The 21,553-nt window shown below is 72.6% G+C and carries 20 protein-coding genes; 9 read left to right on the forward strand and 11 right to left on the reverse strand.

The annotated features are described in order from the left end of the window. Nucleotides 1-110: 110 nt before the first annotated feature. The 4 genes from BM127_RS04195 to dnaK are packed head-to-tail and all read right to left on the reverse strand — an operon-like array spanning nucleotide 111 to nucleotide 4,292. Nucleotides 111-536, reverse strand: a complete 426-nt coding sequence (locus BM127_RS04195) for a heat shock protein transcriptional repressor HspR (RefSeq protein WP_091194694.1) — start codon at nucleotides 534-536, stop codon at nucleotides 111-113. Beyond that, complete coding sequence (gene dnaJ, locus BM127_RS04200; protein ID WP_091194697.1) at nucleotides 533-1,714, reverse strand: molecular chaperone DnaJ; 1,182 nt, start codon at nucleotides 1,712-1,714, stop codon at nucleotides 533-535. Before dnaJ ends, BM127_RS04195 begins: the two co-directional genes overlap by 4 nt. 5 nt (nucleotides 1,715-1,719) lie before the next feature. Further along, nucleotides 1,720-2,421, reverse strand: a complete 702-nt coding sequence (gene grpE / locus BM127_RS04205; protein WP_231263081.1) for a nucleotide exchange factor GrpE — start codon at nucleotides 2,419-2,421, stop codon at nucleotides 1,720-1,722. Continuing rightward, nucleotides 2,418-4,292: a molecular chaperone DnaK gene (gene dnaK / locus BM127_RS04210; RefSeq protein WP_091194700.1), complete on the reverse strand. Its 1,875-nt coding sequence runs from the start codon at nucleotides 4,290-4,292 to the stop codon at nucleotides 2,418-2,420. Before dnaK ends, grpE begins: the two co-directional genes overlap by 4 nt. 240 nt (nucleotides 4,293-4,532) lie before the next feature. Between dnaK and BM127_RS04215 the strand changes: the two genes are divergently transcribed. Next, entirely contained in the window at nucleotides 4,533-4,826 is a 294-nt protein-coding gene (locus tag BM127_RS04215; RefSeq protein WP_091194703.1) for a Dabb family protein, read from the forward strand. Nucleotides 4,827-4,980: 154 nt separating this feature from the next. Here BM127_RS04215 and BM127_RS04220 read toward each other — a convergent pair whose 3' ends face one another. Next, on the reverse strand, nucleotides 4,981-5,781 hold the full coding sequence (locus BM127_RS04220; protein ID WP_091194705.1) for a GNAT family N-acetyltransferase: 801 nt from the start codon (nucleotides 5,779-5,781) through the stop codon (nucleotides 4,981-4,983). 84 nt (nucleotides 5,782-5,865) lie between these two features. Between BM127_RS04220 and BM127_RS04225 the strand changes: the two genes are divergently transcribed. Together BM127_RS04225 and BM127_RS04230 are read left to right on the forward strand one after the other, a co-directional pair. Beyond that, nucleotides 5,866-6,576, forward strand: a complete 711-nt coding sequence (locus BM127_RS04225; RefSeq protein ID WP_091194708.1) for an SGNH/GDSL hydrolase family protein — start codon at nucleotides 5,866-5,868, stop codon at nucleotides 6,574-6,576. A 212-nt stretch (nucleotides 6,577-6,788) separates the two neighbouring features. Further along, nucleotides 6,789-8,807: a M4 family metallopeptidase gene (locus BM127_RS04230; RefSeq protein WP_091194711.1), complete on the forward strand. Its 2,019-nt coding sequence runs from the start codon at nucleotides 6,789-6,791 to the stop codon at nucleotides 8,805-8,807. A gap of 155 nt (nucleotides 8,808-8,962) precedes the next feature. Here the strand turns inward: BM127_RS04230 and BM127_RS04235 are convergent, their stop codons facing one another. Beyond that, nucleotides 8,963-10,894 carry a M3 family metallopeptidase gene (locus BM127_RS04235; protein WP_231263080.1) on the reverse strand — a complete coding sequence of 644 codons (1,932 nt, stop codon included), beginning with the start codon at nucleotides 10,892-10,894 and terminating at the stop codon, nucleotides 8,963-8,965. Between the two features lie 73 nt (nucleotides 10,895-10,967). Here BM127_RS04235 and BM127_RS04240 point away from each other — a divergent pair, with 73 nt between their 5' ends. Together BM127_RS04240 and BM127_RS04245 are read left to right on the forward strand one after the other, a co-directional pair. Beyond that, complete coding sequence (locus BM127_RS04240) at nucleotides 10,968-11,810, forward strand: aldo/keto reductase (protein ID WP_091194713.1); 843 nt, start codon at nucleotides 10,968-10,970, stop codon at nucleotides 11,808-11,810. A gap of 138 nt (nucleotides 11,811-11,948) precedes the next feature. Then, nucleotides 11,949-13,172, forward strand: coding sequence for an MFS transporter (locus BM127_RS04245; RefSeq protein WP_231263079.1), 1,224 nt, complete (start codon nucleotides 11,949-11,951; stop codon nucleotides 13,170-13,172). On the opposite strand, the gene BM127_RS04250 is transcribed toward BM127_RS04245, so the two are convergent. Further along, nucleotides 13,153-13,683 carry a hypothetical protein gene (locus tag BM127_RS04250; protein WP_091194716.1) on the reverse strand — a complete coding sequence of 177 codons (531 nt, stop codon included), beginning with the start codon at nucleotides 13,681-13,683 and terminating at the stop codon, nucleotides 13,153-13,155. The two genes, BM127_RS04245 and BM127_RS04250, sit on opposite strands and share 20 nt — an antisense overlap. A 104-nt stretch (nucleotides 13,684-13,787) precedes the next feature. Between BM127_RS04250 and BM127_RS04255 the strand changes: the two genes are divergently transcribed. From BM127_RS04255 to BM127_RS04265, 3 genes are all read left to right on the forward strand, one after another. Beyond that, nucleotides 13,788-14,582 (forward strand): hypothetical protein, encoded by a 795-nt coding sequence (locus BM127_RS04255; protein ID WP_091194718.1) that lies wholly within the window; start codon nucleotides 13,788-13,790, stop codon nucleotides 14,580-14,582. An 83-nt stretch (nucleotides 14,583-14,665) separates the two neighbouring features. Continuing rightward, nucleotides 14,666-14,968, forward strand: coding sequence for a hypothetical protein (locus BM127_RS04260; RefSeq protein WP_091194721.1), 303 nt, complete (start codon nucleotides 14,666-14,668; stop codon nucleotides 14,966-14,968). After that, a complete protein-coding gene (locus tag BM127_RS04265) occupies nucleotides 14,965-15,984 on the forward strand; it encodes a hypothetical protein (protein ID WP_091194723.1) in 1,020 nt (339 codons plus the stop codon). The genes BM127_RS04260 and BM127_RS04265 overlap by 4 nt, the downstream gene beginning before the upstream one ends. Here the strand turns inward: BM127_RS04265 and BM127_RS04270 are convergent. The 4 genes from BM127_RS04270 to BM127_RS04285 form a co-directional block, all read right to left on the reverse strand. Next, on the reverse strand, nucleotides 15,965-16,873 hold the full coding sequence (locus tag BM127_RS04270) for a sucrase ferredoxin (protein WP_157829670.1): 909 nt from the start codon (nucleotides 16,871-16,873) through the stop codon (nucleotides 15,965-15,967). The genes BM127_RS04265 and BM127_RS04270 overlap by 20 nt on opposite strands. After that, nucleotides 16,870-17,925: a cupin domain-containing protein gene (locus BM127_RS04275; protein WP_231263078.1), complete on the reverse strand. Its 1,056-nt coding sequence runs from the start codon at nucleotides 17,923-17,925 to the stop codon at nucleotides 16,870-16,872. Before BM127_RS04275 ends, BM127_RS04270 begins: the two co-directional genes overlap by 4 nt. A 62-nt stretch (nucleotides 17,926-17,987) precedes the next feature. After that, the gene (locus BM127_RS04280) at nucleotides 17,988-18,227 is read right to left on the reverse strand and encodes a hypothetical protein (protein WP_091194729.1); all 240 of its coding nucleotides are present in this window, start codon (nucleotides 18,225-18,227) and stop codon (nucleotides 17,988-17,990) included. A gap of 116 nt (nucleotides 18,228-18,343) precedes the next feature. Then, nucleotides 18,344-20,392, reverse strand: coding sequence for a glycogen debranching N-terminal domain-containing protein (locus BM127_RS04285; protein WP_091194731.1), 2,049 nt, complete (start codon nucleotides 20,390-20,392; stop codon nucleotides 18,344-18,346). 122 nt (nucleotides 20,393-20,514) lie between these two features. Between BM127_RS04285 and BM127_RS04290 the strand changes: the two genes are divergently transcribed. After that, nucleotides 20,515-21,531: a LacI family DNA-binding transcriptional regulator gene (locus BM127_RS04290; protein WP_091194733.1), complete on the forward strand. Its 1,017-nt coding sequence runs from the start codon at nucleotides 20,515-20,517 to the stop codon at nucleotides 21,529-21,531. Nucleotides 21,532-21,553: the final 22 nt, after the last annotated feature.

Consider the following 21,553-nt stretch of genomic DNA (forward strand, 5'->3'; position numbering starts at 1 on the left):
CCCCGGAGAAGCGAACCGGTGACGCGCACCGGTTCACCGTCTCGAGAAAGCGCTGTCGCACACGGCGCACGATAACCGCACGCGCCGACAACAGGTGCCGCCCGGAGCCGTCAGCCCGGTCGGCGCCAGACCACGACGGACTGCGTGGCGGACTGGTGCAGCACCGGCAGCTTGTTGGTCGGCGCCTGGGCGCGGGCCTGCGCCAGCCGCGCCGCCAGCCCACGGCGTACGGCATCGAGCTCGGCGACGAGCTCCTCGTTGCGGGCGCGGAGCGCGTCGACCTGCAGCTCGAGCGCCATGATCCGGCGGACCCCCTCGATGCCGATGCCCGCGCTGGTCAGGTCGGCGATCTCGCGCAGCCGCTCGAGGTCGCGGTGGGAGTAGCGACGGCCCCCGCCCCCCGTACGCCCGGGGACGATGAGTCCCATCCGCTCGTAGGCGCGCAGGGTCTGCGGATGCAGCCCGGTCAGCTCCGCCGCGACGCTGATGACGTAGACCGCAGCGTCGGGCGAAGGCGAACCGAACGGGGAGCTCATCCGTCGAACAGCCCTGCGCGGAGGGGCTTGCCGGCCGTGGCCGCGCGGTAGGCCTCCAGGGCCTCGCGCGCGGTCTGGTCGAGGGTGGCCGGCACCTGGACCTCGATGGTGGCCAGCAGGTCGCCCTTGCTGCCGTCGCGGCGCGTGGCGCCCTTGCCCCGGACGCGGAAGGTGCGTCCGTTGGGGGTGCCGGCGGGCAGCTTGAGGGTGACGGGTGCGCCACCCAGGGTCGGGATCTTCACCTCGCCACCGAGCGCCGCCTCGTCGAAGGAGACAGGTACGTCGAGGGTGAGGTTGTCGCCCTTGCGCCCGAAGACGCGGTGCGGGGTCACCTTCACCGTGACGAAGAGGTCACCCGCAGGGCCACCCTGCTCGCCCGGCGCTCCCTTGCCCTTGAGCCGGATCCTGGCGCCGTCCTTGACCCCGGCCGGGATCCGGGCCTGGATCGAGCGGGCCGACGTGCCGCGCCCGCTGCCGTGGCAGGTGGGGCACGCCTCGTCGTAGACGAGCTGGCGTCCGCCGCAGGCTGGACAGGTCTCGTTGATCGAGAACGCACCGCCGGTGCCGGCGACGATGAAGCCGGCACCCTCGCACTCGGGGCAGATGTGCGGGCGGGTGCCCGGCTTGCCGCCGGTGCCCTGGCAGGTCGCACATGCCGTGTCCGACGTGAGCCGCAGCGAGACGGTGACGCCGTCGAGCGCGTCGGTGAAGCCGATGGTCGCCGTGCTCTCGACATCGGCTCCGCGCCGCGGCCGTGCCTGCTGCGTACGAGGTCGCTGGCCGCCACCGCCGCCGAAGATGTCGCCGAACATGTCACCGAGGCCGCCGGCCCCGCCGCGCTCACGGAGCAGGTCGTCGATGTTGAAGCCACCGCCGCCGAAACCGCCGCCACCGCCGCCACCCATGCCGGGGCCGAAGCCGCCGCGCGCCTGCAACGAGCGGAACTCGTCGTACTTCGCGCGCTTGGCCTCGTCGCCCACGACGTCGTAGGCCTCGGCGACGGCCTTGAACTTCTCGTGCAGCTTGTCGTCACCGGGGTTGGAGTCGGGATGGTTGGCGCGCGCGAGCTTGCGGTAGGCCGTCTTGATCTCGGCCGCGCTCGCGTCCTTGGCCACGCCCAGGACCTGGTAGAAGTCCTTGGTCGCCCAGTCGTTGCGGAAGCCGTCAGTGTCAGCCATGTGCGTCAGCCCTCGACAGGGTCGACCACCAGCACCTGCGCGGCTCGCACCACCCGGTCGCCGATCTTGTAGCCGGCCTTGGCGATGTGCTTGCAGGTCACGACGTCGACCTCCGGGTCGGTGCCCATGTGGCTCAGGGCCTCGTGGAGGTTGGGGTCGAACGCGTCACCGGGCTCGCCGAAGCGGGTCAGGCCCAGGCCGGTCACGACCGCCTGGAGCTGGTCGGCGACGGCCTTGAAGCCACCCTCGTCGACCTCGCCGTGCTCACGGGCGCGGTCGATGGTGTCGAGCACCTCGATGATCGGGGCGAGGACGCGGTAGGTCGCGTTCTCGGCGATCAGCTGGCGGTCGCGGTCGACGCGCTTGCGGTAGTTGGCGTACTCCGCCTGCAGGCGCTGCAGGTCGGCGGTGCGCTCGGCGAGCTGGACCTCGGCCGAGGGGCCGACGGCGTCACCGCTGTCGACGAAGTCCTCGGGCTCGAGGGGGCCGCCCTCCTCCAACCAGTTGTCGACGCCGCTGATCTCGTCGGCGGCACCGGGGTCGGTCGTCGAGTCCGAGGGCGAGCCAGAGGGCGTGCCGGAGGGGGTGTCGGACGCTGCGTCCGGCTGGCCGGCCGAGGCCGAGGCGCCCTGGGGCGCCTCGACCTCGGTCTCACTGGCCATCTCGCCGGCCGCGTCACCGAAGGATCCGCTGCCGGGCTCGGTCACTTGGACTCACCCTCCGGGGCCGACTCGTCGCCGGACTCGGCGGGCTCGTCGACGATCTCGGCGTCGACGACGTCGTCGTCGGACTCGCCGGTCGCCCCGGTGGCACCACCCGCAGCGGCCTGGTCGGCCTCCGCGGCGGCGTACATCGCAGCACCCATCTTCTGGCTGGACTCGCCGACCTTGGTGACCGCGGCGGTGATCTCCTCTGCGGAGGCGTCCTCCTTGGCGAGCACCTCCTTGAGCGCGTCGACGTCGCCCTGGACCTCGGTCTTCACGTCGTCGGGGAGCTTGTCACCGTTGTCGGCGAGGAACTTCTCGGTCGTGTAGACGAGCTGGTCGCCCTGGTTGCGGGCCTCGACGGACTCGCGACGCTTGGCGTCCTCCTCGGCGTACTGCTCGGCCTCCTTGACCATGCGGTCGATCTCGTCCTTGCCGAGCGCCGAGCCACCGGAGATGGTCATCGACTGCTCACGGCCGGACGCCTGGTCCTTGGCCGAGACGTGCACGATGCCGTTGGCGTCGATGTCGAAGGTGACCTCGATCTTCGGCACGCCGCGCGGAGCCGGCGGCAGGCCGGTCAGCTCGAAGTTGCCGAGCGGCTGGTTCTGCGACCACATCTGGCGCTCACCCTGCGCGACCTTGATCTCCACGGACGGCTGGTTGTCGTCAGCCGTGGTGAAGATCTCCGAGCGCTTGGTCGGGATCGTGGTGTTGCGGTCGATGAGGGTGGTCATCACGCCGCCCTTGGTCTCGATGCCGAGGGAGAGCGGGGTGACGTCGAGGAGGAGCACGTCCTTGACCTCGCCCTTGAGGACGCCGGCCTGGAGCGCGGCGCCGACGGCGACGACCTCGTCGGGGTTGACGCCCTTGTTGGGCTGCTTGCCGCCGAGGAGCTCGGTGACGACCTCGCTGACGGCGGGCATGCGGGTGGAGCCACCGACCAGCACGACGTGGTCGATCTTGTCGACCGCGACGCCGCCGTCCTTGAGCACCGACTGGAAGGGCGCCTTCGTGCGGTCGAGCAGGTCGGCCGTCAGCTTCTGGAACTCGCTGCGGGTCAGCTTCTCCTCGAAGTGGAGCGGGCCGCCCTCACCGTGGGTGATGTACGGGAGGTGGACCGTGGTCTCGGAGCTCGAGGACAGCTCGATCTTCGCCTTCTCGGCGGCCTCCTGGAGGCGCTGCTTGGCGATCTTGTCGGCACCGAGGTCGACGCCGTTGTTGTCCTTGAACTTCTTGATCATCCAGTCGACGACGCGGTTGTCCCAGTCGTCGCCACCGAGGTTGTTGTCACCGGAGGTCGCCTTGACCTCGACGACACCCTCGCCGATCTCGAGGAGGGACACGTCGAACGTGCCGCCACCGAGGTCGAAGACGAGGATGGTCTGGTCCTCGCCCTTGTCCAGGCCGTAGGCCAGGGCCGCCGCGGTGGGCTCGTTGACGATGCGGCTGACGTTGAGGCCTGCGATCTCGCCGGCCTCCTTGGTCGCCTGGCGCTGCGCGTCGGAGAAGTACGCCGGCACGGTGATGACCGCGTCGGTCACGGTCTCGCCGAGGTAGGCCTCCGCGTCGCGCTTGAGCTTCTGCAGCACGAAGGCGCTGATCTGCTGCGGGGTGAAGGTCTTGTCGTCGATGTCGACCTTCCAGTCCTCGCCCATGTGGCGCTTGACGGACCGGATCGTGCGGTCGACGTTGGTGACGGCCTGGCGCTTGGCGACCTCGCCGACGAGGACCTCGCCGGACTTGGTGAAGGCGACGACGGACGGGGTGGTCCGGGCACCTTCGGCGTTGGCGATGACGGTGGGTTCTCCACCCTCGAGGACGGCGACGACGGAGTTCGTCGTGCCGAGGTCGATGCCGACGGCTCGAGCCATGTGTGTGTACCTCCTGCTGTGCCCCGGGGTTCCGGGGAGACGTCATGGGTGCGGCTGCCGGAGCAACCACCGATGTCCACCATCCTGACGCGTGTCGCCCGGACTGGCAAAACAGTTGAGTCGATCTGGCTCAACTCTCATCACTTGGCTCAACGCACAGCGCTGCTGGATGTTCCCGATCCGGTGAGAATTCTTCGGCGGGCGCCGTGGGTGATGTGCCGGCGCGCCTAGCCTTGCCCCATGATCCGCCACACGGTCGCCTTCCGGCTCCACCACGCCCCCGGCTCGGGCGAGGAGGCCGACTTCCTCGCCGCCGCCCGGGCGCTGGGCGACATCCCCGGCGTGGAGGCGTTCGAGCAGCTCCGTCAGACGAGCGCGAAGAACGGCTTCACATTCGGGCTCTCGATGGAACTCGCCGACCGGGCGGCGTACGACGCCTACGACGCGCACCCCGTCCACCGGGCGTTCGTCGCCGAGCGGTGGGTGCCGGAGGTGGCGGAGTTCCTCGAGATCGACTACGAGCCGCTGGCCTGATCCCCGGAGCCGGCGTGCCTCCGGGCGGGCCCCTGGCGCCCCGCTGGCCACCGCGGCACCAGGGGTGTGCGGAGTTGTGCGGTGTTGGGCCGTTGCAACGGCCCAACAGCGCGGGAGTCACCGCTCAAGCGGTGACTCCTGCACGGGAGCGCCCTCACCGGGACCAGACGTACGGCGTCGTCGTGGTAACGGCGCGCAACCCCGAGCGCTCGAGGATCGGGCGCGACATGTCGGTGCAGTCGGAGTGGATCAGGCGGACGCCTCGCGCCACGGCGGAGCGGGCGCGGGCGGCGACGAGCGCGCGGTAGATCCCGCGGCCGCGGAACTCGGGGAGGGTCGAGCCGCCCCAGATGCCGGCGAAGTCCGTGCCCTCGACCGGGGTGAGCCGTCCGCCGCACACGACGCGGTCACCGACCTCGGCGATCCAGAACTCCGAGTCGCCGGACTCCAGCTCGGCGAGCGAGGAGGCGATCGAGGGGCCGCGCCCGGTGCCGAAGATCGACTCCTGGGCGGCGAGCATCCGGGTCAGGTCGTCGACCGCGTCGGCGCCGGGCTCGATGCGGCGTACGACGACGGGGCCGTGCGGCGTGTCCGCGAGGGGTACGTCGACAGCGAGCAGCGAGGCCTCCCCGATCATCACGGTCTCGACGGGCTCGGCCAGGAAGCCGTGTGCCAGGAGCCGATCGCCCAGGTCCGCGGGCAGGTCGTGGCCGCGCGACTTCCACTCGAAGGAGTCGACGACGGTCCCGTCGCGGAAGTGGGCGATCGTGCGCGCGACCAGGTCGTCGAGGGCCGCGCCCTCGAGCCCCGCGAGGTCGCGGTAGGAGACGAAGCCGCCGTGGTCGAAGACCGCCCGCAGCAGGGGACCGTCCCGGCTCACGTCGCTGGCGCGGACGACCTCGGCGTCGGTCCGCAGCTGGTGGTCGTAGGCCGTCAGCAGGTCGTCAGGAGTCACGGCCGCAGCCTAGGCGTGAAGATCAGGGAAGTCTCAGGGGTTGTTCGGCTGCGCATTTCGACCCGCAGGCCGCACACTTTTCCTGTGCTCCACCGGGGGAACCTGCGCCGTGTCGTCGGCGCCTCAGCCGTCGTGCTGCTGCTGGCTGCCTTCATGGCGTTCTACGTCGCCGATCGCGCAGGCGCCGGCGCGACCCGTTGCCAGCAGCACCGGCTCGACGCGCGCGAGCGCACGGCCCTCGTGACCGGCGAGGGTCCGCGCACCCTGGTCATCGGGGACTCCTGGTCGGTCGGTCTCGGCCAGGCCGACCTCGGCCTCTCGTGGGCCCGGCGGCTCCCCGGCGAGGTGCATGTCGCCGGCTTCTCCGGCTCGGGCTTCAGCGCCCACGCGAGCGGATGCGGCCGCGTCTCGTTCCACGACCGCGCCCCCACCGCGCTCGGCACCCGCCCGCAGCTGGTCGTCGTCGAGGGCGGCCTCAACGACTACGACCAGAGCGCGGCCGCCATCGACCGCGGCTTCCGCGGGCTGATGGCGGATCTCGCCGCGCAGCACGTGGTGGTCGTCGGCCCGGCCGATGCACCGGCCCGCACCCGTGCGGTGCCTCGGGTGGAGGGCCTGCTCGAGGCCCTGTGCCGGGAGTACGGCGTCCCCTACGTCTCCACCAGCGACCTCGACCTCGCCTACCTCGAGGACGACCTCCACCTCACCGACGCCGGCCACCGCGAGTTCGGCGACGCGGTCGCGGAGCGGATTGCCGCTGTCACGGCCACCCGACCGGCCGTTCTCGTCCGCTGATCCGTACGGCGACCACGGAATCGCGCGACTTTCCGGATATCGGACAGGACGCCGATCACGTGTTCGGGGCGTGCAGGTTCTCGCGTTGCGACAACCTGCAGTTCTGCGTCCATTGACGCCCCCGCCCCCGATTGCGAGTTTGTGCACTGGTCCGCACGCCCCAATCCATCCTCGGGCCCCACCGGGCCCGGAACCCACGATTGGAAACCCCAGTGAAATCATCTCGCCTGGCCGCCCTGGCCGGTATCGCAGCGACAGCCGTCGCTGCATCGTTCCTGGCACCGACCGCCACCCCGGCCGACGCCGCCCCCGCAGCGGGCAACCCCCGCCTCGAGGCCCAGCAGGCCGCATCCGCCTGGGTGAAGGGCCACGGCGCTGCGCTCGAGCGCGCGTCGCAGGACGCGTTCGTCCGCACGGCCACCTTCGACGGTGATGCCGGCATCTACTCGATGGCCTACGAGCGGACCCACGAGGGCCTGCGCGTCGTCGGCGGGGACTTCGTCGTCCTCGCCAACGCCGACGGCCAGGTCGTCGGGTCGTCCGTCGCCCAGGAGCAGCCGGTCGAGATCGGCAGCACCACCGCCGAGGTCAGCGCCGAGAGCGCGTCCGCCGCGGCCCGCGGCCTGGTCGACGAAGTGGCGGACGCCTCCGCCCCTGAGCTCGTCATCTGGCACCGCGACGCCGGCACCCAGCTGGCCTACGAGGTCGAGGTGCGCGGCACCAAGGCCGGCGAGGTGTCCTGGCAGAAGGTGTGGGTCGACGCGACCAACGGCGCCGTCCTCGAGTCGCGCGAGCAGATCGCGCACGGCTCCGGCACGGCCGCCTACTCGGGGCCCAACCCGCTCCCCATCGCCACCAGCGGCTCGGGCAGCAGCTACACCATGACCGACCCGACGGCGACGACCCTGCGGTGCCAGGACGCGGCCAACAACACCACCTTCAGCGGCACCGACGACCTCTGGGGCAACGGCGTCGCGACCAACCGCGAGACCGGCTGCGTCGACGCCCTCTACGCCGCCCAGCAGATGAAGGGGATGATGTCGTCGTGGCTCGGCCGCAACGGCATGAACGGCTCGGGCGGCTGGGTGCCGATCCGCGTCGGCCTCAACGACATCAACGCCTACTACGACGGCACGCAGATCCAGATCGGCAAGAACCAGGCCGGCGCCTGGATCTCCTCCATGGACGTCGTCGCCCACGAGTTCGGCCACGGCGTGGACGACAGGACTCCCGGCGGCATCTCCGGCGGCGGCACGCAGGAGTTCATCGGTGACGCCCTCGCCACGGCCACCGAGTACTACGACAACCAGTCGGCCACCTACGACGGCCCGGACCACACCATCGGCGAAGAGGTCAACCTCGTCGGCCAGGGCCCGATCCGCGACGGCTCCAACCCGGCCAACGTCGGCGACCCGTCCTGCTACACCAGCTCGATCCCGACCGCCGAGGTCCACGCGGCCGCCGGCCCCGGCGACCACTGGTTCTACCTCCTGTCCCGTGGTGGCGTCTCCAAGTGCGACGGCACCTCGGTCACGGGCATCGGCGAGCAGGCCGCGATCAAGGTCCTCTACAACGGCATGCTGCTGAAGACGTCCTCGTCGAACTACCTCAAGTACCGCACCTGGACGCTCACCGCGGCCAAGAACATCGACAGCACCTGCGCCCAGTTCAACGCGGTCAAGAACGCCTGGGACGCCGTCAACGTGCCGGCCCAGACGGCCGACCCGACCTGCGGCGGCACCACCACCCCGCCCACCACGCCGCCCCCCACCGGCGGCAACATCCTCGCCAACCCGGGCTTCGAGTCCGGCGCCGCGTCGTGGGCCGGTAACACGGGCCTGATCACGACCAACACGGGTCGTCCCGCGCGCACCGGGTCGTACAAGGCCTGGTTCGGTGGCAACGGCACCACGTCGACGGAGAACCTGACCCAGACGGTCGCGGTCCCCTCGACCGCCACCGCCGCGTCGCTGTCCTACTGGATCCGCACCGACACTGCCGAGTCCGGCTCGACGGCGTACGACACCTTCCGGGTGCAGGTCGTCGTGGACGGCGTCACCACCACGCTGCGCACCTTCACCAACGTCGGCACCAACGCGACGTACACGCAGTTCTCGCACAGCCTGCTGGCCTACAGGGGCAAGTCGGTGCAGGTGAAGTTCCTGATGAACGAGGACTCGTCGCTGCAGACGAGCTTCGTCGTCGACGACACCGCGGTCACCGTCTCGTAGGCCCGACCGCTGGTCGAGCAGCGAGCGTGTCGGAACCGAGGTCGACGGACGGCCTCGGTTTCGACACGGGCGCAGGGCGCCCTGCTCAACCAGCGGGCACTACTCGGTCTCGGTTTCGACACGGGCGCGGGGCGCCCTGCTCAACCAGCGGGTGGCTACTCCGCCAGCCAGGTGGCCCAGCTGTCGAAGGAGTACGGCCGGCCCAGGAAGTCGGCGACCAGGTCGGCCGCGTCCCGGCGGCCACCCTGCGCGAGCACCTTGTCGCGGTAGGCGGTCGCGACGTCAGCGTCGAAGAGGTCGTCGTCGTCGAAGGCCGAGAACAGGTCCTTGGCGATCACCAGCGACCACATGTAGGTGTAGTAGCCCGACGAGTAGCCGTCGAGGTGGCCGAAGGCGCAGTGCATGTGCGCGCCCTCCAGCGGCGGGTAGACCGAGTAGCGGCGCTGGAGCTCGTCGCCGTAGGCCGTGAGGTCGTCGTGCTGCCCGGCGTGGAAGTAGTAGGACCGGGCGGCGTAGGACATCTGCTGGACGGCGTAGAGGCCCTTGCCGAAGTGGTCGGCCCGTCGCATCGCCGCGACGAGGTCGGCAGGGATGGTCTCGCCGTCGGCGTTGCGCGCGAAGGTGGACAGCACGTCGGTGTCCCACGCCCACTCCTCCAGCATCTGGCTCGGCGCCTCGACGAAGTCCCACTCGGTCGCGACACCCGAGAAGCGGAGCCACTCCCCCTGGCCGCCGAGGACGTGGTGGACGAGGTGGCCGAACTCGTGGAACAGGGTGACGACCTCGTCGTGCTCCATCAGGCCCCGGGTGAAGTTGCACACCAGCACGCCCTCGGCCAGCTGCGCCCCGGCGACGCCCTTGACCATGTCGAACTGGGCGGCGTGCTTGAACTTGCCCTCGCGCGGGTGCAGGTCGAGGTGGATGCGCCCGATCCGTACGCCGTCGAGCCCGACGTCGTAGCTCGCCACCTCGTCGTGCCAGGTGCCGGCCACCTCGCGCGCGACCGGGGTCCACTCGAGCCCGAACAGCCGGCCGGTGACGTCGAGGAGACCCTGCCGGACCTGCTCGAAGGGGAAGTAGGTGCGCACGACCTGGCCGTCGACGTCGTACTGCTCGCGGCGCACGAGCTCGGCGTAGTAGCGCGAGTCGTAGGTGGCGACGACGTCGGCCGCCGGGTCGTCGACGCGCTTGCGCTCGAGGAGCACGGCGACCTCCTGGCCGGCCCGCTCGGTGGAGGTCGCGCTGATCCGCTCGATGAAGTCACCGATCGCCTGACCGGTGCCGATCATCTTGACCTCGGCGTCGTAGTCGGGCCACGAGTCGTAGCCCAGCAGGTCCGCAGTCTCGCGGCGCACGGCCAGGAGGTCCTGCAGGACCTGGTCGTTGGCGGGCCACGCGACGTTGTTGGCGGCGAGCGAGAGGTCGTGGCGGGCGTCGCCGTCGGACCCGAAGGTCGTGAACGGCACGAGGTCGGGGTAGTCGGTGGTGATCTCGACGAGGCCGTCGTCGCCGGCCGGGTGGGCCGCGCGGTAGTCGTCGGGCAGGCCGGCCAGGCGCCCGGGCGCGATCCGGATCGAGCGGACGTCGTCGCGGATGTGGCGCCCGAAGTCCTGCGAGAGCTTGACCCCGCGCTCGCTGAGCTCGCGGAGCCGGTCGCGGGTGGCGTCGTCGCGGTCGACGCCGGCACGGCGGAAGTCGCGCAGCGTGTGCTCGAGCACCCGGCGGGCGTCGTCGTCGAGGCCGTCGGCGGACAGCGCGGCGAAGACGGCGTAGAGGTCGCGGTCCTGCCCCAGCTCGGTCACGTACTTCTGGACCTGCTGGCTGAGCTCGTCGGCCCGGTCGCGCACCGCCGCATCGGGGTGCACCTCGGACCACAGCGCCACGGACTCGGCGTTGGCGATGGCCGTCTCGGCGCGGTTCCACGCGGCGAGGACGTCACCGGCACCGCTCGGTCCGGCCTTGACCTGCTCGACCTGCCGCACGGCCTCGGCGAGCTCGCCGTCGCAGCGCTCGCCGACCCAGGTGAGCCAGTCACCGACTCCCGGGAGGTCGATCGGCTCGGGCAGGACATGGGTGTCGTGGGTCACCCCACGACCCTATGTCGCCGCCCGGGCGGACTGCTCGCGGAATACCTCGCCGGCTCCCGCTGTAGGGAGAGGTATGACTGTTCCGAACATCCCGCTCCACGACGGCACGTCCATCCCCCAGCTCGGCTTCGGCGTCTTCCAGGTGCCGCCGCCGGAGACCGCGGCCACGGTCGCCACGGCTCTCGAGGCCGGCTACCGCCACATCGACACCGCCCAGATGTACGGCAACGAGGCCGGCGTGGGCACCGCGATCAAGGACTCCGGCCTGGCCCGCGACGAGCTCTACGTGACGACGAAGCTCAACAACACCTTCCACGAGCCCGACGCCGCCCGGCGCGAGATCGACGCGTCGCTCGAGCGGCTCGGCCTCGACCAGGTCGACCTCTTCCTCATCCACTGGCCGCTCCCCACCCGCTACGGCGGCGACTTCGTGCAGACGTGGCGGGCGCTGATCGAGGCCCAGGAGGCCGGGAAGACCCGCAGCATCGGCGTCTCCAACTTCCAGGCCACCCACCTCGACCGCATCGTCGAGGAGACCGGTGTGGTCCCGGTGGTCAACCAGGTCGAGGTGCACCCGTTCCACGCCAACGAGGAGGTGCGCGCCGCCAACCAGCGCCACGGCGTCCTCACCGAGGCGTGGTCCCCGATCGCGAAGGGCACGGTCGTCGACGACGACACGATCGGCGAGATCGCCTCGCTCGTGGGTCGTACGCCCGCGCAGGTGACGCTGCGCTGGCACGTCCAGCGCGGTGACATCGTCTTCCCGAAGTCGATGAACGCCGACCGGATGCGGCAGAACTTCGAGATCTTCGACTTCGAGCTCGAGCCCGCCCACATGTCCGCGATCGACGGGCTCGACCGCGGCGAGGCCGGCCGGATGGGGCCCAACCCGGACACGTTCGACTGGATCCCCTGAGCCGACACCCGTCGTCGTACGGACCGAACGCGCGGGGTGACTGCGCCGTGCGCGTGGCAGGCACGGCCGTGCCCCCGTTCGGTCCGTACGACGGTCGGCGAGGGCGGGCGGTCGTCCGCCGCCTGAGAGGATGACGCGGTGACCTCGGGGACCACGCAGGACTTCCGGTTCCGCGACATCGCGCTCGTGGCGTACGGCCCCTCCGTCGTCTCCGCCATCGGGCACGGCGCGATCATGCCGGTGCTCGCGCTGCGGGCCCGCGACCTCGGTGCCGACGTCAGCACCGCCGCCGCGATCGTGGCCCTCGTCGGCGTCGGGCAGCTCGTCGCGAGCCTGCCCTCGGGCGCGCTCATCGCCCGGATCGGCGAGCGGCGGGCGCTGGTGGCTGCCGGCCTCGTCGACGCGTGCGCGATGGCGTTCGCGGCGCTGACCGACTCGGTCCTCGGCCTCGCCATCGGGGTGCTGCTCAGCGGGGTGTGCTGGACGCTGTTCCTCATCGCGCGGCAGGGCTTCATGATCGACGTCGTCCCCGTCACCCACCGGGCGCGGGCGATGTCGTTCCTCGGTGGCTCCTACCGCCTCGGCGTGCTCGTCGGGCCCTTGGTCGGCGCCGGCCTGATCGCGCTCAGCGACCTCACCAGCGTCTTCTGGCTGGGTGCCGGCATGTCCGTGTGCGCCTCCCTGCTGGCGGCGACCATGCCCGACCTCGGCGAGGAGAAGCGGGCCGCTGCGAAGGTCTCCGGGCACCTCCCCGTGTGGACGGTCATCTCCGAGCACCGCCGGGTGCTGGCCACGCTCGGCAGCGCGGTGGTCATCCTCGGCATGAGCCGGTCGCTGCGGCTCAGCCTGCTGCCCCTGTGGGCGGACCACATCGGGCTGTCCGCGTCGACCACGTCGCTGATCTTCGCCGGCGCCGCGGCCCTCGACGTGGCGCTCATGTGGCCGGGCGGCTGGCTGATGGACACGCGTGGGCGGCGGGTGGTGGCGGTGCCGGTCGTCCTGTCGATGGCCGTGGCCTGCCTGCTGCTGCCGCTCGCCGGCTCCGCCTGGTCGGTCGCCCTCGTGATGGCCCTCATCGCCGCCGGCAACGGCCTCGGCGCCGGCATCGTGATGACGCTGGGCGCAGACGCGTCCCCGACCGAGGGACGCTCGCAGTTCCTCGGCGCCTGGCGGCTGTGCGGCGACATCGGCAACACCGGCGGTCCGCTGCTGGTCAGCGCCGTCGCGGCGTTCGCACCGCTGGCGGCCGCCTGCCTCGTGGTCGGCGTCCTGGGGCTGGCGGGTGCCGGCTGGGTCGGCCACTGGACCGGGCGGGTGGACCGCGCCCGCGCCCTGGAGGCACTCAGCCCACGGTCACCGTGAGCTCGTTGGACGCGACCTGGGTGTCGGTGTCGATGACGCGGAACTGGTTGGGCCCGACCTGGCTCGTCTGGACATAGGTCGCGAAGGTGCCGCCGCTGACCGACATCGTCACCGGGAAGTCGGACCACGCGCCGTTCTCGAACCGCTGCACCTGCAGGATCGCCCCCTCGCCCCCGGGGTAGGTGCCGGTGAGGTCGATCTGCTGCATCGGGCTCACCGACTGCTGCGTGGCGGTCAGCGAGATGCCCGTGGCCGGGGCCTCGGAGGTCGACTCCCCCGCCTCGGGCTCGATCGACTCCTCGGGCTCGGGGATCGAGCTGCCGGTGTCGCTCGGCCTGGGCAGCCGGAACGTCGCCGGGGTGCCGCTGTCGTCGGAGGCGGTCGTGGTGTCACCGATGCCGGTGGCGTTGACGCCGACCATGACGGCGAGTCCTCCCAGCAGACCGATGACCACGGCGACGCCCACCAGGGCGAGCAGCCCGGTCAGGACGGGACGGTTCTCGGTGTTCACGGGGACCTCACAGCTGGGGGACGGAGTGCTGCCATCATCCAAGATGGCCGGTTGCATGGCCAACCAGCGCGGGCCCGTCAGACCGCACCGGGCAGGATGGAGCCATGCAGTCACCGTTGCGACACGGCAAGGCAGCCCTCGGTACGACGATCGCCACGGGCGCGTTGGCCGCACTGTCCCAGGCCCCCGATCGCGCCTCTCGCCTCCTGCGCCACCGCTACCCCACGGTCGCGGTCACCGGGATGACCGGCGTCGGCAAGACCCGGCTCGCGGACCGCCTGTCGCGCCGCGCGAGCACGCAGGCCGCGGCCGACGCCGGCCAGGACGTGGGCTCGGCGGTCATGGAGCGGCGTACGCGACGCAACGCCAGGCTCCGCGGCTACCGCTTCCGGGTCGTTCCCGGGGAGAACGCCGCCACCCGGCTCGGCGCGCTGGACGAGGTCTTCCACGACGAGCCCGTCGACGGTGTGCTGCACGTGGTCGCCCACGGCCACGCCACCCCACGGCGTACGGGCGGGACCAGCGGCACCGCGCTCGCCAGCCGCGAGGAGCAGCTGGCCGCCGAGCTCGAGGACTGGTCGATCACGGCCCACCGCATCGCCAGCATGGCCGTGCGCCGCGAGCGGCCCACGTGGCTGGTCATCGCGGTGACGAAGGCCGACCTCTTCGCCGACGACATCGACGCGGCCGTGCACTACTACTCCCCCGGCAGCGGCTCCGCGTTCGGCGACAAGCTCGACGAGCTCCGCGCCCTCGCCGGCGGCGCCAAGCTCTCGATCGACGTGCTGCCGGTGTGCGCGCAGGGCGGCGGCAAGAAGTCGGCGCTGCCCGACAGGACGGCCACCGAGCTCCTCGGGCGCCTCGAGCTGCGGTTGGCCCAGCTCAGCGGACACGTCTGAGGGCCGGGCCGCAGCGGCGGGGGCGTCGTTCACAGTTTCACCGGTTCGGGTTTCGACGCCGTTCATCGGGGCAGAAGATCGCCATGAGGCCGATCGCGATCAACCAGCGGGCGCTGCGGACCGCCAGGGAAGAGCTGGACTCCGCCCGCGAGGACCTCAGGTCCGCGCTCGGCGACGTCTCCCACCCCGCCGACGACTTCCCGTGGCGCGACCTCATGGTCGAAGGGGTGCGCAGCCTCGTGGACGACGCCGAGGTGATCACCCAGAAGTGCCGCAACATCTCGACCGCGATCGACGACTCCATCATCGACTTCGACGAGCTCGACGTGATGGTCGGCCAGGCCGCCCAGGTCGCCGCCCAGCTGGACCAGGTGAACCCGCGATGACCAGGGTCCTGGTCGACAAGATCGAGGTGCAGCAGGACGGCCTGGCGTTCGGTGACCCCATCGGCTGCGGCTACCACTGGACCGAGCCCGACGAGGTCGACGCCTACGGCGACTCCGTACGGCGCCTCGCCGGCAAGGTCGAGCTCGCGGTCGACGGCTTCGAGCGCACCGCGACCCTGCCGGAGGAGGTGTTCGCCGGCGAGGCGGCCGACGCGCTGCGCACGCGTGCGGCCAAGCGCCACGAGGAGGCGGTGCTCGTCCGCGACAACCTGCGCGGCCTCGGGCGCGCGATCAACGCCTACTCCGACGTGCTGCGACGCCACCGCGAGGGGCTCGAGCAGCTCCACGCCCGTGCGACCGGCCAGGGGCTCGACGTCCGCGGCCAGAAGATCTGGCCTCCCGTCGAGACCATCCCCGGCGACGCCCCGCAGAAGGAGCTCGACGCGTGGGAGCGCGACTGGAAGGCCTACCAGGAGTGCTTCGAGACCAAGATCGAGCTGCGTGACGCCCGCCGCGTGGCGACGCGCGAGCTGATCAGGGCGTTGGCCGACTACGCCGACGTCCACCCCGACAAGGACCGGCAGAAGCTCGTCGCGGCCAGCGCCCACCAGGTGACGTTCGGCGAGCTCCGGCGCGAGGCCGCCGAGGAGGCCATGGAGGCCGTCCAGGCCGGCGACCACGCCGAGGCCGCGCAGCGCACGGTCGACGGACTCAAGCGGCGCGAGCAGTCCGCCCTCGGCTCCCTCGAGGACATGGTGCTCGCCGAGCGCCCGCCCGCCGAGATCCAGGCCCAGGCGGAGAAGGTCGCCGCCATCCACCGCGAGCTGACGGAGGCGCGCGTGGACGCCCGCGAGGCGCAGGTCGTGGCCGACCGCGAGCAGGCCCAGGCCAACCGTGCCGCCCGCCACCTCGAGGACGCCGAGTCCGGCAAGCCCCGGCTCGTGGCAGAGCCGGTCGCGTGGCAGCAGCCCACCGACCAGGCCGTGCCGGTCAACCTCAAGGACCGGCTGGGCTAGGCCCTCGGTCCCTCGCGTCGACCACGAACCTGGCGACCGGACTGTCGCGCAGCGCGCTGCACGTGAGCTGCTGGGGCGCGTCCAGCACCCGGCGCACGCGCACCTCGAGGCTGCGACCATCGGCCTCGAGGGTCACGGTCGTGACGTCGCCGTCGGTGCGGGCCGCGGTCGGGCGTACGTCGTCGAGGCCGGTGAGCGTGAGACGTCGACGCACATCGATCTCGGCCGCCTGGACGGGCATCGCGAGGTCCGAGCGCCCGCGGAGGTGGTCCAGGGACACCCGTCCGCCGACCGCTGCGTCGGCGACCTCGAGCGCCGAGTCGGGGTCGACCCGGCCGTAGTAGAGCCCCCGGGGCAGGACCAGCAGGTTGCCCGCGAACCGGTCGCCGCCAATGTGCGAGCACTCCCACACCGCGTCGGCGTGCCGGCCGGCAGCGAGGGCCAGGGCCACCGGACGGCCGCGCTCGGCGCAGCAGGCGTCGTGGCGGCCATGGGTGCAGACCGCGATCAGCGGTGCGTCGTACGGGGTCAGGCCGGGCGAGCGGCCCGCGCCGAGCGCGTCGAGGTCGAGGTCGCGGAGCTCCTCGGGGCTGCTGAGCGTGGCCGCCTCGAGCCACGAGTCGGCGCCGGCAGCCCGGGCGGCGAAGACCCGGATCCCCACTCCCTCGGCCCGGCGACCGGGTCGGCGCACGAGCAGGACGCGTACGCCGGCGCGACGGCCGCCGCGGGCGAGGTGTTCGCCGAGCCCGGCGGGCAGCCGGGCATCACGGAGGGCATCGGAGCCCCACGAGCCCGAGTGCTCCACGAGCAGGAAGCTCCGCACCGTCGAGGCGGTGCCGGCGAGGTCGTCCGCGCGGGCCAGGCTGGCGGCGGCGCAGCGGAACGTCACCGGACCACCTCGAGCAGGCCCTCCCGCACCAGCCGTCGGCACAGGACGAGGGAGCTCGCGGGGTCGAGCGGGAGGTCGGCCGGCGAGAGCGCGTCGCGGGACGCGACGACCTCCACGGCCCCACGGATGCGGGCCGGGACGCGCAGCACGCGGTCACCGAGCAGCACCCGGACCGTGTCACCGTCGTCCACCATCACGCAGGGGTGGCCGGGGCGGCGCCGCAGCAGAGTGCCGTGACCCAGGCCGCGCGTCAGCGCGTCGCGGTCCAGCAGCGCGCCCGCCATCCGCGGGGGTCGCTCGCTGAGGAACCGGACGGCCTGCTCCTGCGCGGCGGCGGGCGCGTCGATACGTCGTACGGCCTCGGCGACGGCGACGAGGTGCTCGCCGAGGCCGGCGACGAGGCGGTCCGGATCGGCGAGGTAGCCGGCAGGGAGGTGGTCGTCGGCGACGTCGCCGAGCACGTCACCGACGAGCCGGGAGACCAGCTGGCGCCAGGTGAGCTGGTTGATGCCGATCGTGAGGTGCAACGACACGGCCTCCTGCGCGCGGGCGGCGTGGGGCGTGCCGGTGGGGAGGTAGGCGACGACACCGGGCTCGAGGAGGAGCTCGCCGGGTCCGCCGTTGCCGTGGATCTCCCAGAGCTTGGTGCCGTGGGTCTGCAGGACGAAGACGTCGTGGGAGTCGGAGTGCACCGCGAAGCCCTGGGCCCCGGGCGGGGTGAGGTAGGCGTTGGCCTGGCAGGGGTGGCCGAGCTCGAGCTCGAGCCCCGCGACCAGCTCGGCGACCGGGGTCCAGTAGCGCTGGAGGCCTTGGAGCACGATCGTGGCGCCCTCGTCGTGGAGGCGCATCAGCTTCACCGGGTCGACGAGCCCGGTCAGCGGCTTGCCGGCGAGGCTGCCGCCGCGGGTGAAGGCCGAGTCGGGGAGCACCGAGCCGTTGCGGGCGACCCGGACCGCCGGCGCCCGGATCGCGGTCTCGGTCAGCAGGTGGTCGACGTCGGCCAGCGCGAGGATGCGCGCACCGAGGTCGGGATCGGTGCGGTGGACGTGCACCGACGACGCCCAGGTCGAGTCGAGGAAGACCCGGGCGTCGCCGGTGAGCAGGTCGAGTGCGCTCAGAGCGCCGACCCGTCCGTGCCGTCGGTGCCGTCCGCGTCCGTGCCGTCGGCGTCGGAGCCGTCGGTGCCGTCCGCGTCCGTGGAGTCGCCGTCGGTGGCGTCGGTCGAGTCGCCGTCAGTGGAGTCGCCGTCGGTGCCGTCGGCGTCCGTGCTGGGCGCGGCGGGCACGCCGGTCGGGTCGACGCCCTCGGTGGTGATCTCGTCGTCGCCGAGGGGGCTGTCAGGAGTCGTCGTCATGGATCCTCCTACTTCGTCCGCGACGGGCGGTCCGTCCCGGGGTGTGCGTCGAGTGTTGTCCGCAGCACCTGACGGTCCCACACCCCTGCGGGCGGGCGCTCCGCCGCCGGCGCCGGTCAGCCGCGGCCGCCCCGCGCGACGCCGTCGGCCGCCACGTCGATGTCGACCGGTCGGCCGTGGGTGCCGAGCCCGGAGATCCGCGTCGCACCGAAGGACCATGGCCGCACCGGGTCGACCGCCACGGCGTCGCGTCCCTCCGGCCGCAGGCCGAGGACGGAGCTGACGAGCGACACGGCCGAGGCGGCCGACCAGGCCTGCGGCCGACAGGCCGCCGGATAGGGCATCGGCACGGGGTGGGTCGATGCCGCGTCGCCGGCGAAGAGCTCCGGCGGGCGACCGCCGAAGGCGGCGAGGGCCGCGAGCAGCGCGTCGGCGACGGGCGCGGTCTCCGGGCGACCCTCGGCGGCGAGACCAGCCAGGCAGATGGCGGTGTCGTGGGGCCAGACGGAGCCGACGTGGTAGCCGGTCGGCGAGTAGCCCGCGGCATGCGTGGAGAGCGTGCGGATCCCGAAGCCGGACAGCATGTCCTGCCCGACGAGGCGCCGCGCGACCACGTCGACGCCGTCCGCGTCGAGGATCCCGGTGCCGAGGAGGTGGCCGATGTTGCTGGTCAGCGACACGACCGGGCGCTTGTCGCGGTCGAGGGCGATGGCCGGGAAGGGGCCGACAGCGTCCTCGACCCAGAAGCGCCTGCCGAACTCCGTGCGGAGTCCCTCGGCCCACTCGCGCCACCGGTCCGTGCCCGGCCGGCCGAACGACTCGAGCAGGGCGGCGCCGCGCAGCGCAGCGGCGTACGCATAGCCCTGCACCTCCGCCAGCGCGAGGGGCGAGCTGGCGCGCGAGCCGTCGCTGCGGCGTACGGCGTCGCCGGAGTCCTTCCATCCCTGGTTGGACAGTCCGTGACCGGAGCGGTCGACGTACTCCAGCAGCAGGTCGCCGTCGGCGTCGCCGTGCTCCACCTGCCACGTCAGGGCCCGCTCCAGCGCGGGCAGCAGCCGCTCGACCTCGTCCTCCGGCGCGCCCCAGGACCAGGCGTCGTGGAGGGTCAGCGCCCACAGCGGGGTGGCGTCGATGGTGCCGTAGTAGACCGGCGGGAGGTGGCGCTCGGTGCCGTCGTCCTCGCCGAGGCTGAAACCGGCGGACCGGACCTCGTGCAGGATCTTGCCGGGCTCCTCGGCGGTGACGTCGTCGGTGCGGGTGCCCTGGTGGTGGGCCAGCAGTCGGAGCGTCGACATCGCCAGGTCGGTGGTGACCGGCATCAGCATGCGAGCCGTCCAGAGGCTGTCGCGCCCGAAGAGGGTGAGGAACCACGGTGCCCCCGCACCGACGAACTCCTCCTCGGCGCCGTCGGCTCCGGGAGCGGCCAGGCGCAGGAGGCGCAGGTCGTCGAGGGAGCGCTGCACGACCGGGCCCAGCCGGCGGTCCGCGCTGTCCACCACCATCGGCGACCACCCGGCCTCCCGCCGCGGGGCCGTCACGGCCGCCCGCGCGTCGTCCACGGTGAGCAGGAGCTCGTGGGTGACGGCCTCCCCGGGAGGTACGACGACGTCCCACGTGGCGAGCACGTGGTCGCCCCGGTCGGCGGTGCGGGCGCCCGGCAGCCGCAGCACCGCGCGGAGGGAGTCGGCCTCCCAGGTCAGCGCGTGGCCGCCGATCCCGTCGGGGGTCCCGGTCGGGCCGGCAGCGCCGGACTTGACCGCGTCCATCGACGCCAGGTCGGTCGCCACCCGCAGACCCAGGGTGCAGACCACTGGCTCGGCGGCGGTGCTGGACACTGTGTAGCTCTCGCGGACGAGCCCCGGCTCGACGTCGCGCCTGCGGACGACCCGGACCGTGGGGTCGGGTCCGGGGTCGCCGAGGTGGCGGGGCACGGCGACGAAGGTGTGGGTGTCACCGCGGGCGCCGTGGTCGGCGAGGGCGGTGGGCGCACGCCCGTCGACCTCGAGCCGGAGCAAGGACAGCACGCGTCGGTCGCCGTGGTGGACGCCGGCCAGCCCGCCGGGCCCGACCTGTCCGTCGGTCGCCGACCACACCTGCGTGGGCGCGGCCAGGGTGAGCGAGAGGTCGTGCAGCCACGGCTGCTGGGGTGCTTCGTCGGGGAGCATCGGCGCCCTTCCGGGTGGGGTGCGAACAGAGGGGGGTGACAGAGAGTGTGACGTGGGTTACGGTTTGAGCGCTCCAAGTTTGAGCGCTCAAACCACCCTAGACGCCGAACGAGGAGACCGCCATGGCAGTGCCGGACCCGGCCACCCTCGACTCCGTGGCGGCGCACGCCGGGGTCTCCCGGCAGACCGTCTCCAACGTGCTGCGCCACCCCGACCGCGTCGCCGCCGGCACCCGCGAGCGCGTCCTCACCGCCATCCGGGAGACCCGCTACCGCCCGTCACTGCCCGCGCGGCAGCTCGCGACCCGCCGCGCCCACGCGATCGCCGTGCGCGCCGAGCGGACGCAGGACGGCATCTCGGGCCTGGTGCTCGACGCCTTCTACCACGGGCTCGCCGAGGCCGGGCAGGACAACGGGCTCCGTGTCCTCCTCTACGCCCAGCCCGCCGACGAGGCGGCCGAGGTCGCCCTCATCGACGAGCTCGTCCACACCGGGGCCGCCGACGCCGTCGTCCTCACCGCCACCAGCGCGGCCGACGAACGGCCCGCCCACCTGCGCGAGAGCGGTACGACGTTCTGCGCGTTCGGCCGGCCATGGGGCCACGACGACGAGCCGCACGACTGGGTGGACGTCGACGGCGCGGTCGGCACCGGGCTCGCCGTACGCCACCTCCTGGACCGCGGCCACCGTCGCATCGCCTACCTCGGCTGGCCCGAGGACGGTGCGGACCCGAGCACCGGCACCGACCGACGGCGCGGGTGGCTCGAGGCCGTCGGAGCAGCCTCCCTCGACGGACCCCCGGTGGAGGCCCGCAGCCTCAACCAGGCGGCCGCCGCCGAGGTGGCCGTCGCCGCGCTGCTCGCACGGGCCGACGCGCCCGACGCGATCGTCTGCGCGAGCGACACCCTCGCCCTCGGCGCCCACCGGGCCGCCCTGGCCGCGGCGAGGTCGGCCCGGCCGGCCACGGTCGTCGGCTTCGACGCCACCCCGGTCGCCGCCGCCCTCGGACTGGCCAGCGTCGCGCAGCCGATCGACCAGGCCGCCCACCTCTGCATCGACCTGCTCACCGGCCGCTTCGAGGCGCCCGACCGACCCGCGCAGGGGTTGCTCGTCGCGCCGGTGCTCCACCTCCCGTCCTGACCCCCTCCCGACCTTCCGCCGA

It is taken from the genome of Nocardioides alpinus (assembly GCF_900112035.1).
GTDB classification, from domain to species: domain Bacteria; phylum Actinomycetota; class Actinomycetes; order Propionibacteriales; family Nocardioidaceae; genus Nocardioides; species Nocardioides alpinus.

What these genes read in the sequence shown, in the direction of transcription:
- dnaJ (WP_091194697.1), bottom strand. Translation starts at nt 1,714, where the DNA reads ATGGCTGACACTGACGGCTTCCGCAACGACTGGGCGACCAAGGACTTC.
- BM127_RS04285 (WP_091194731.1), bottom strand. Translation starts at nt 20,392, where the DNA reads ATGCTCCCCGACGAAGCACCCCAGCAGCCGTGGCTGCACGACCTCTCG.
- BM127_RS04215 (WP_091194703.1), top strand. Translation starts at nt 4,533, where the DNA reads ATGATCCGCCACACGGTCGCCTTCCGGCTCCACCACGCCCCCGGCTCG.
- BM127_RS04195 (WP_091194694.1), bottom strand. Translation starts at nt 536, where the DNA reads ATGAGCTCCCCGTTCGGTTCGCCTTCGCCCGACGCTGCGGTCTACGTC.
- BM127_RS04290 (WP_091194733.1), top strand. Translation starts at nt 20,515, where the DNA reads ATGGCAGTGCCGGACCCGGCCACCCTCGACTCCGTGGCGGCGCACGCC.
- dnaK (WP_091194700.1), bottom strand. Translation starts at nt 4,292, where the DNA reads ATGGCTCGAGCCGTCGGCATCGACCTCGGCACGACGAACTCCGTCGTC.
- BM127_RS04255 (WP_091194718.1), top strand. Translation starts at nt 13,788, where the DNA reads ATGCAGTCACCGTTGCGACACGGCAAGGCAGCCCTCGGTACGACGATC.
- BM127_RS04280 (WP_091194729.1), bottom strand. Translation starts at nt 18,227, where the DNA reads ATGACGACGACTCCTGACAGCCCCCTCGGCGACGACGAGATCACCACC.
- BM127_RS04265 (WP_091194723.1), top strand. Translation starts at nt 14,965, where the DNA reads ATGACCAGGGTCCTGGTCGACAAGATCGAGGTGCAGCAGGACGGCCTG.
- BM127_RS04240 (WP_091194713.1), top strand. Translation starts at nt 10,968, where the DNA reads ATGACTGTTCCGAACATCCCGCTCCACGACGGCACGTCCATCCCCCAG.
- BM127_RS04260 (WP_091194721.1), top strand. Translation starts at nt 14,666, where the DNA reads ATGAGGCCGATCGCGATCAACCAGCGGGCGCTGCGGACCGCCAGGGAA.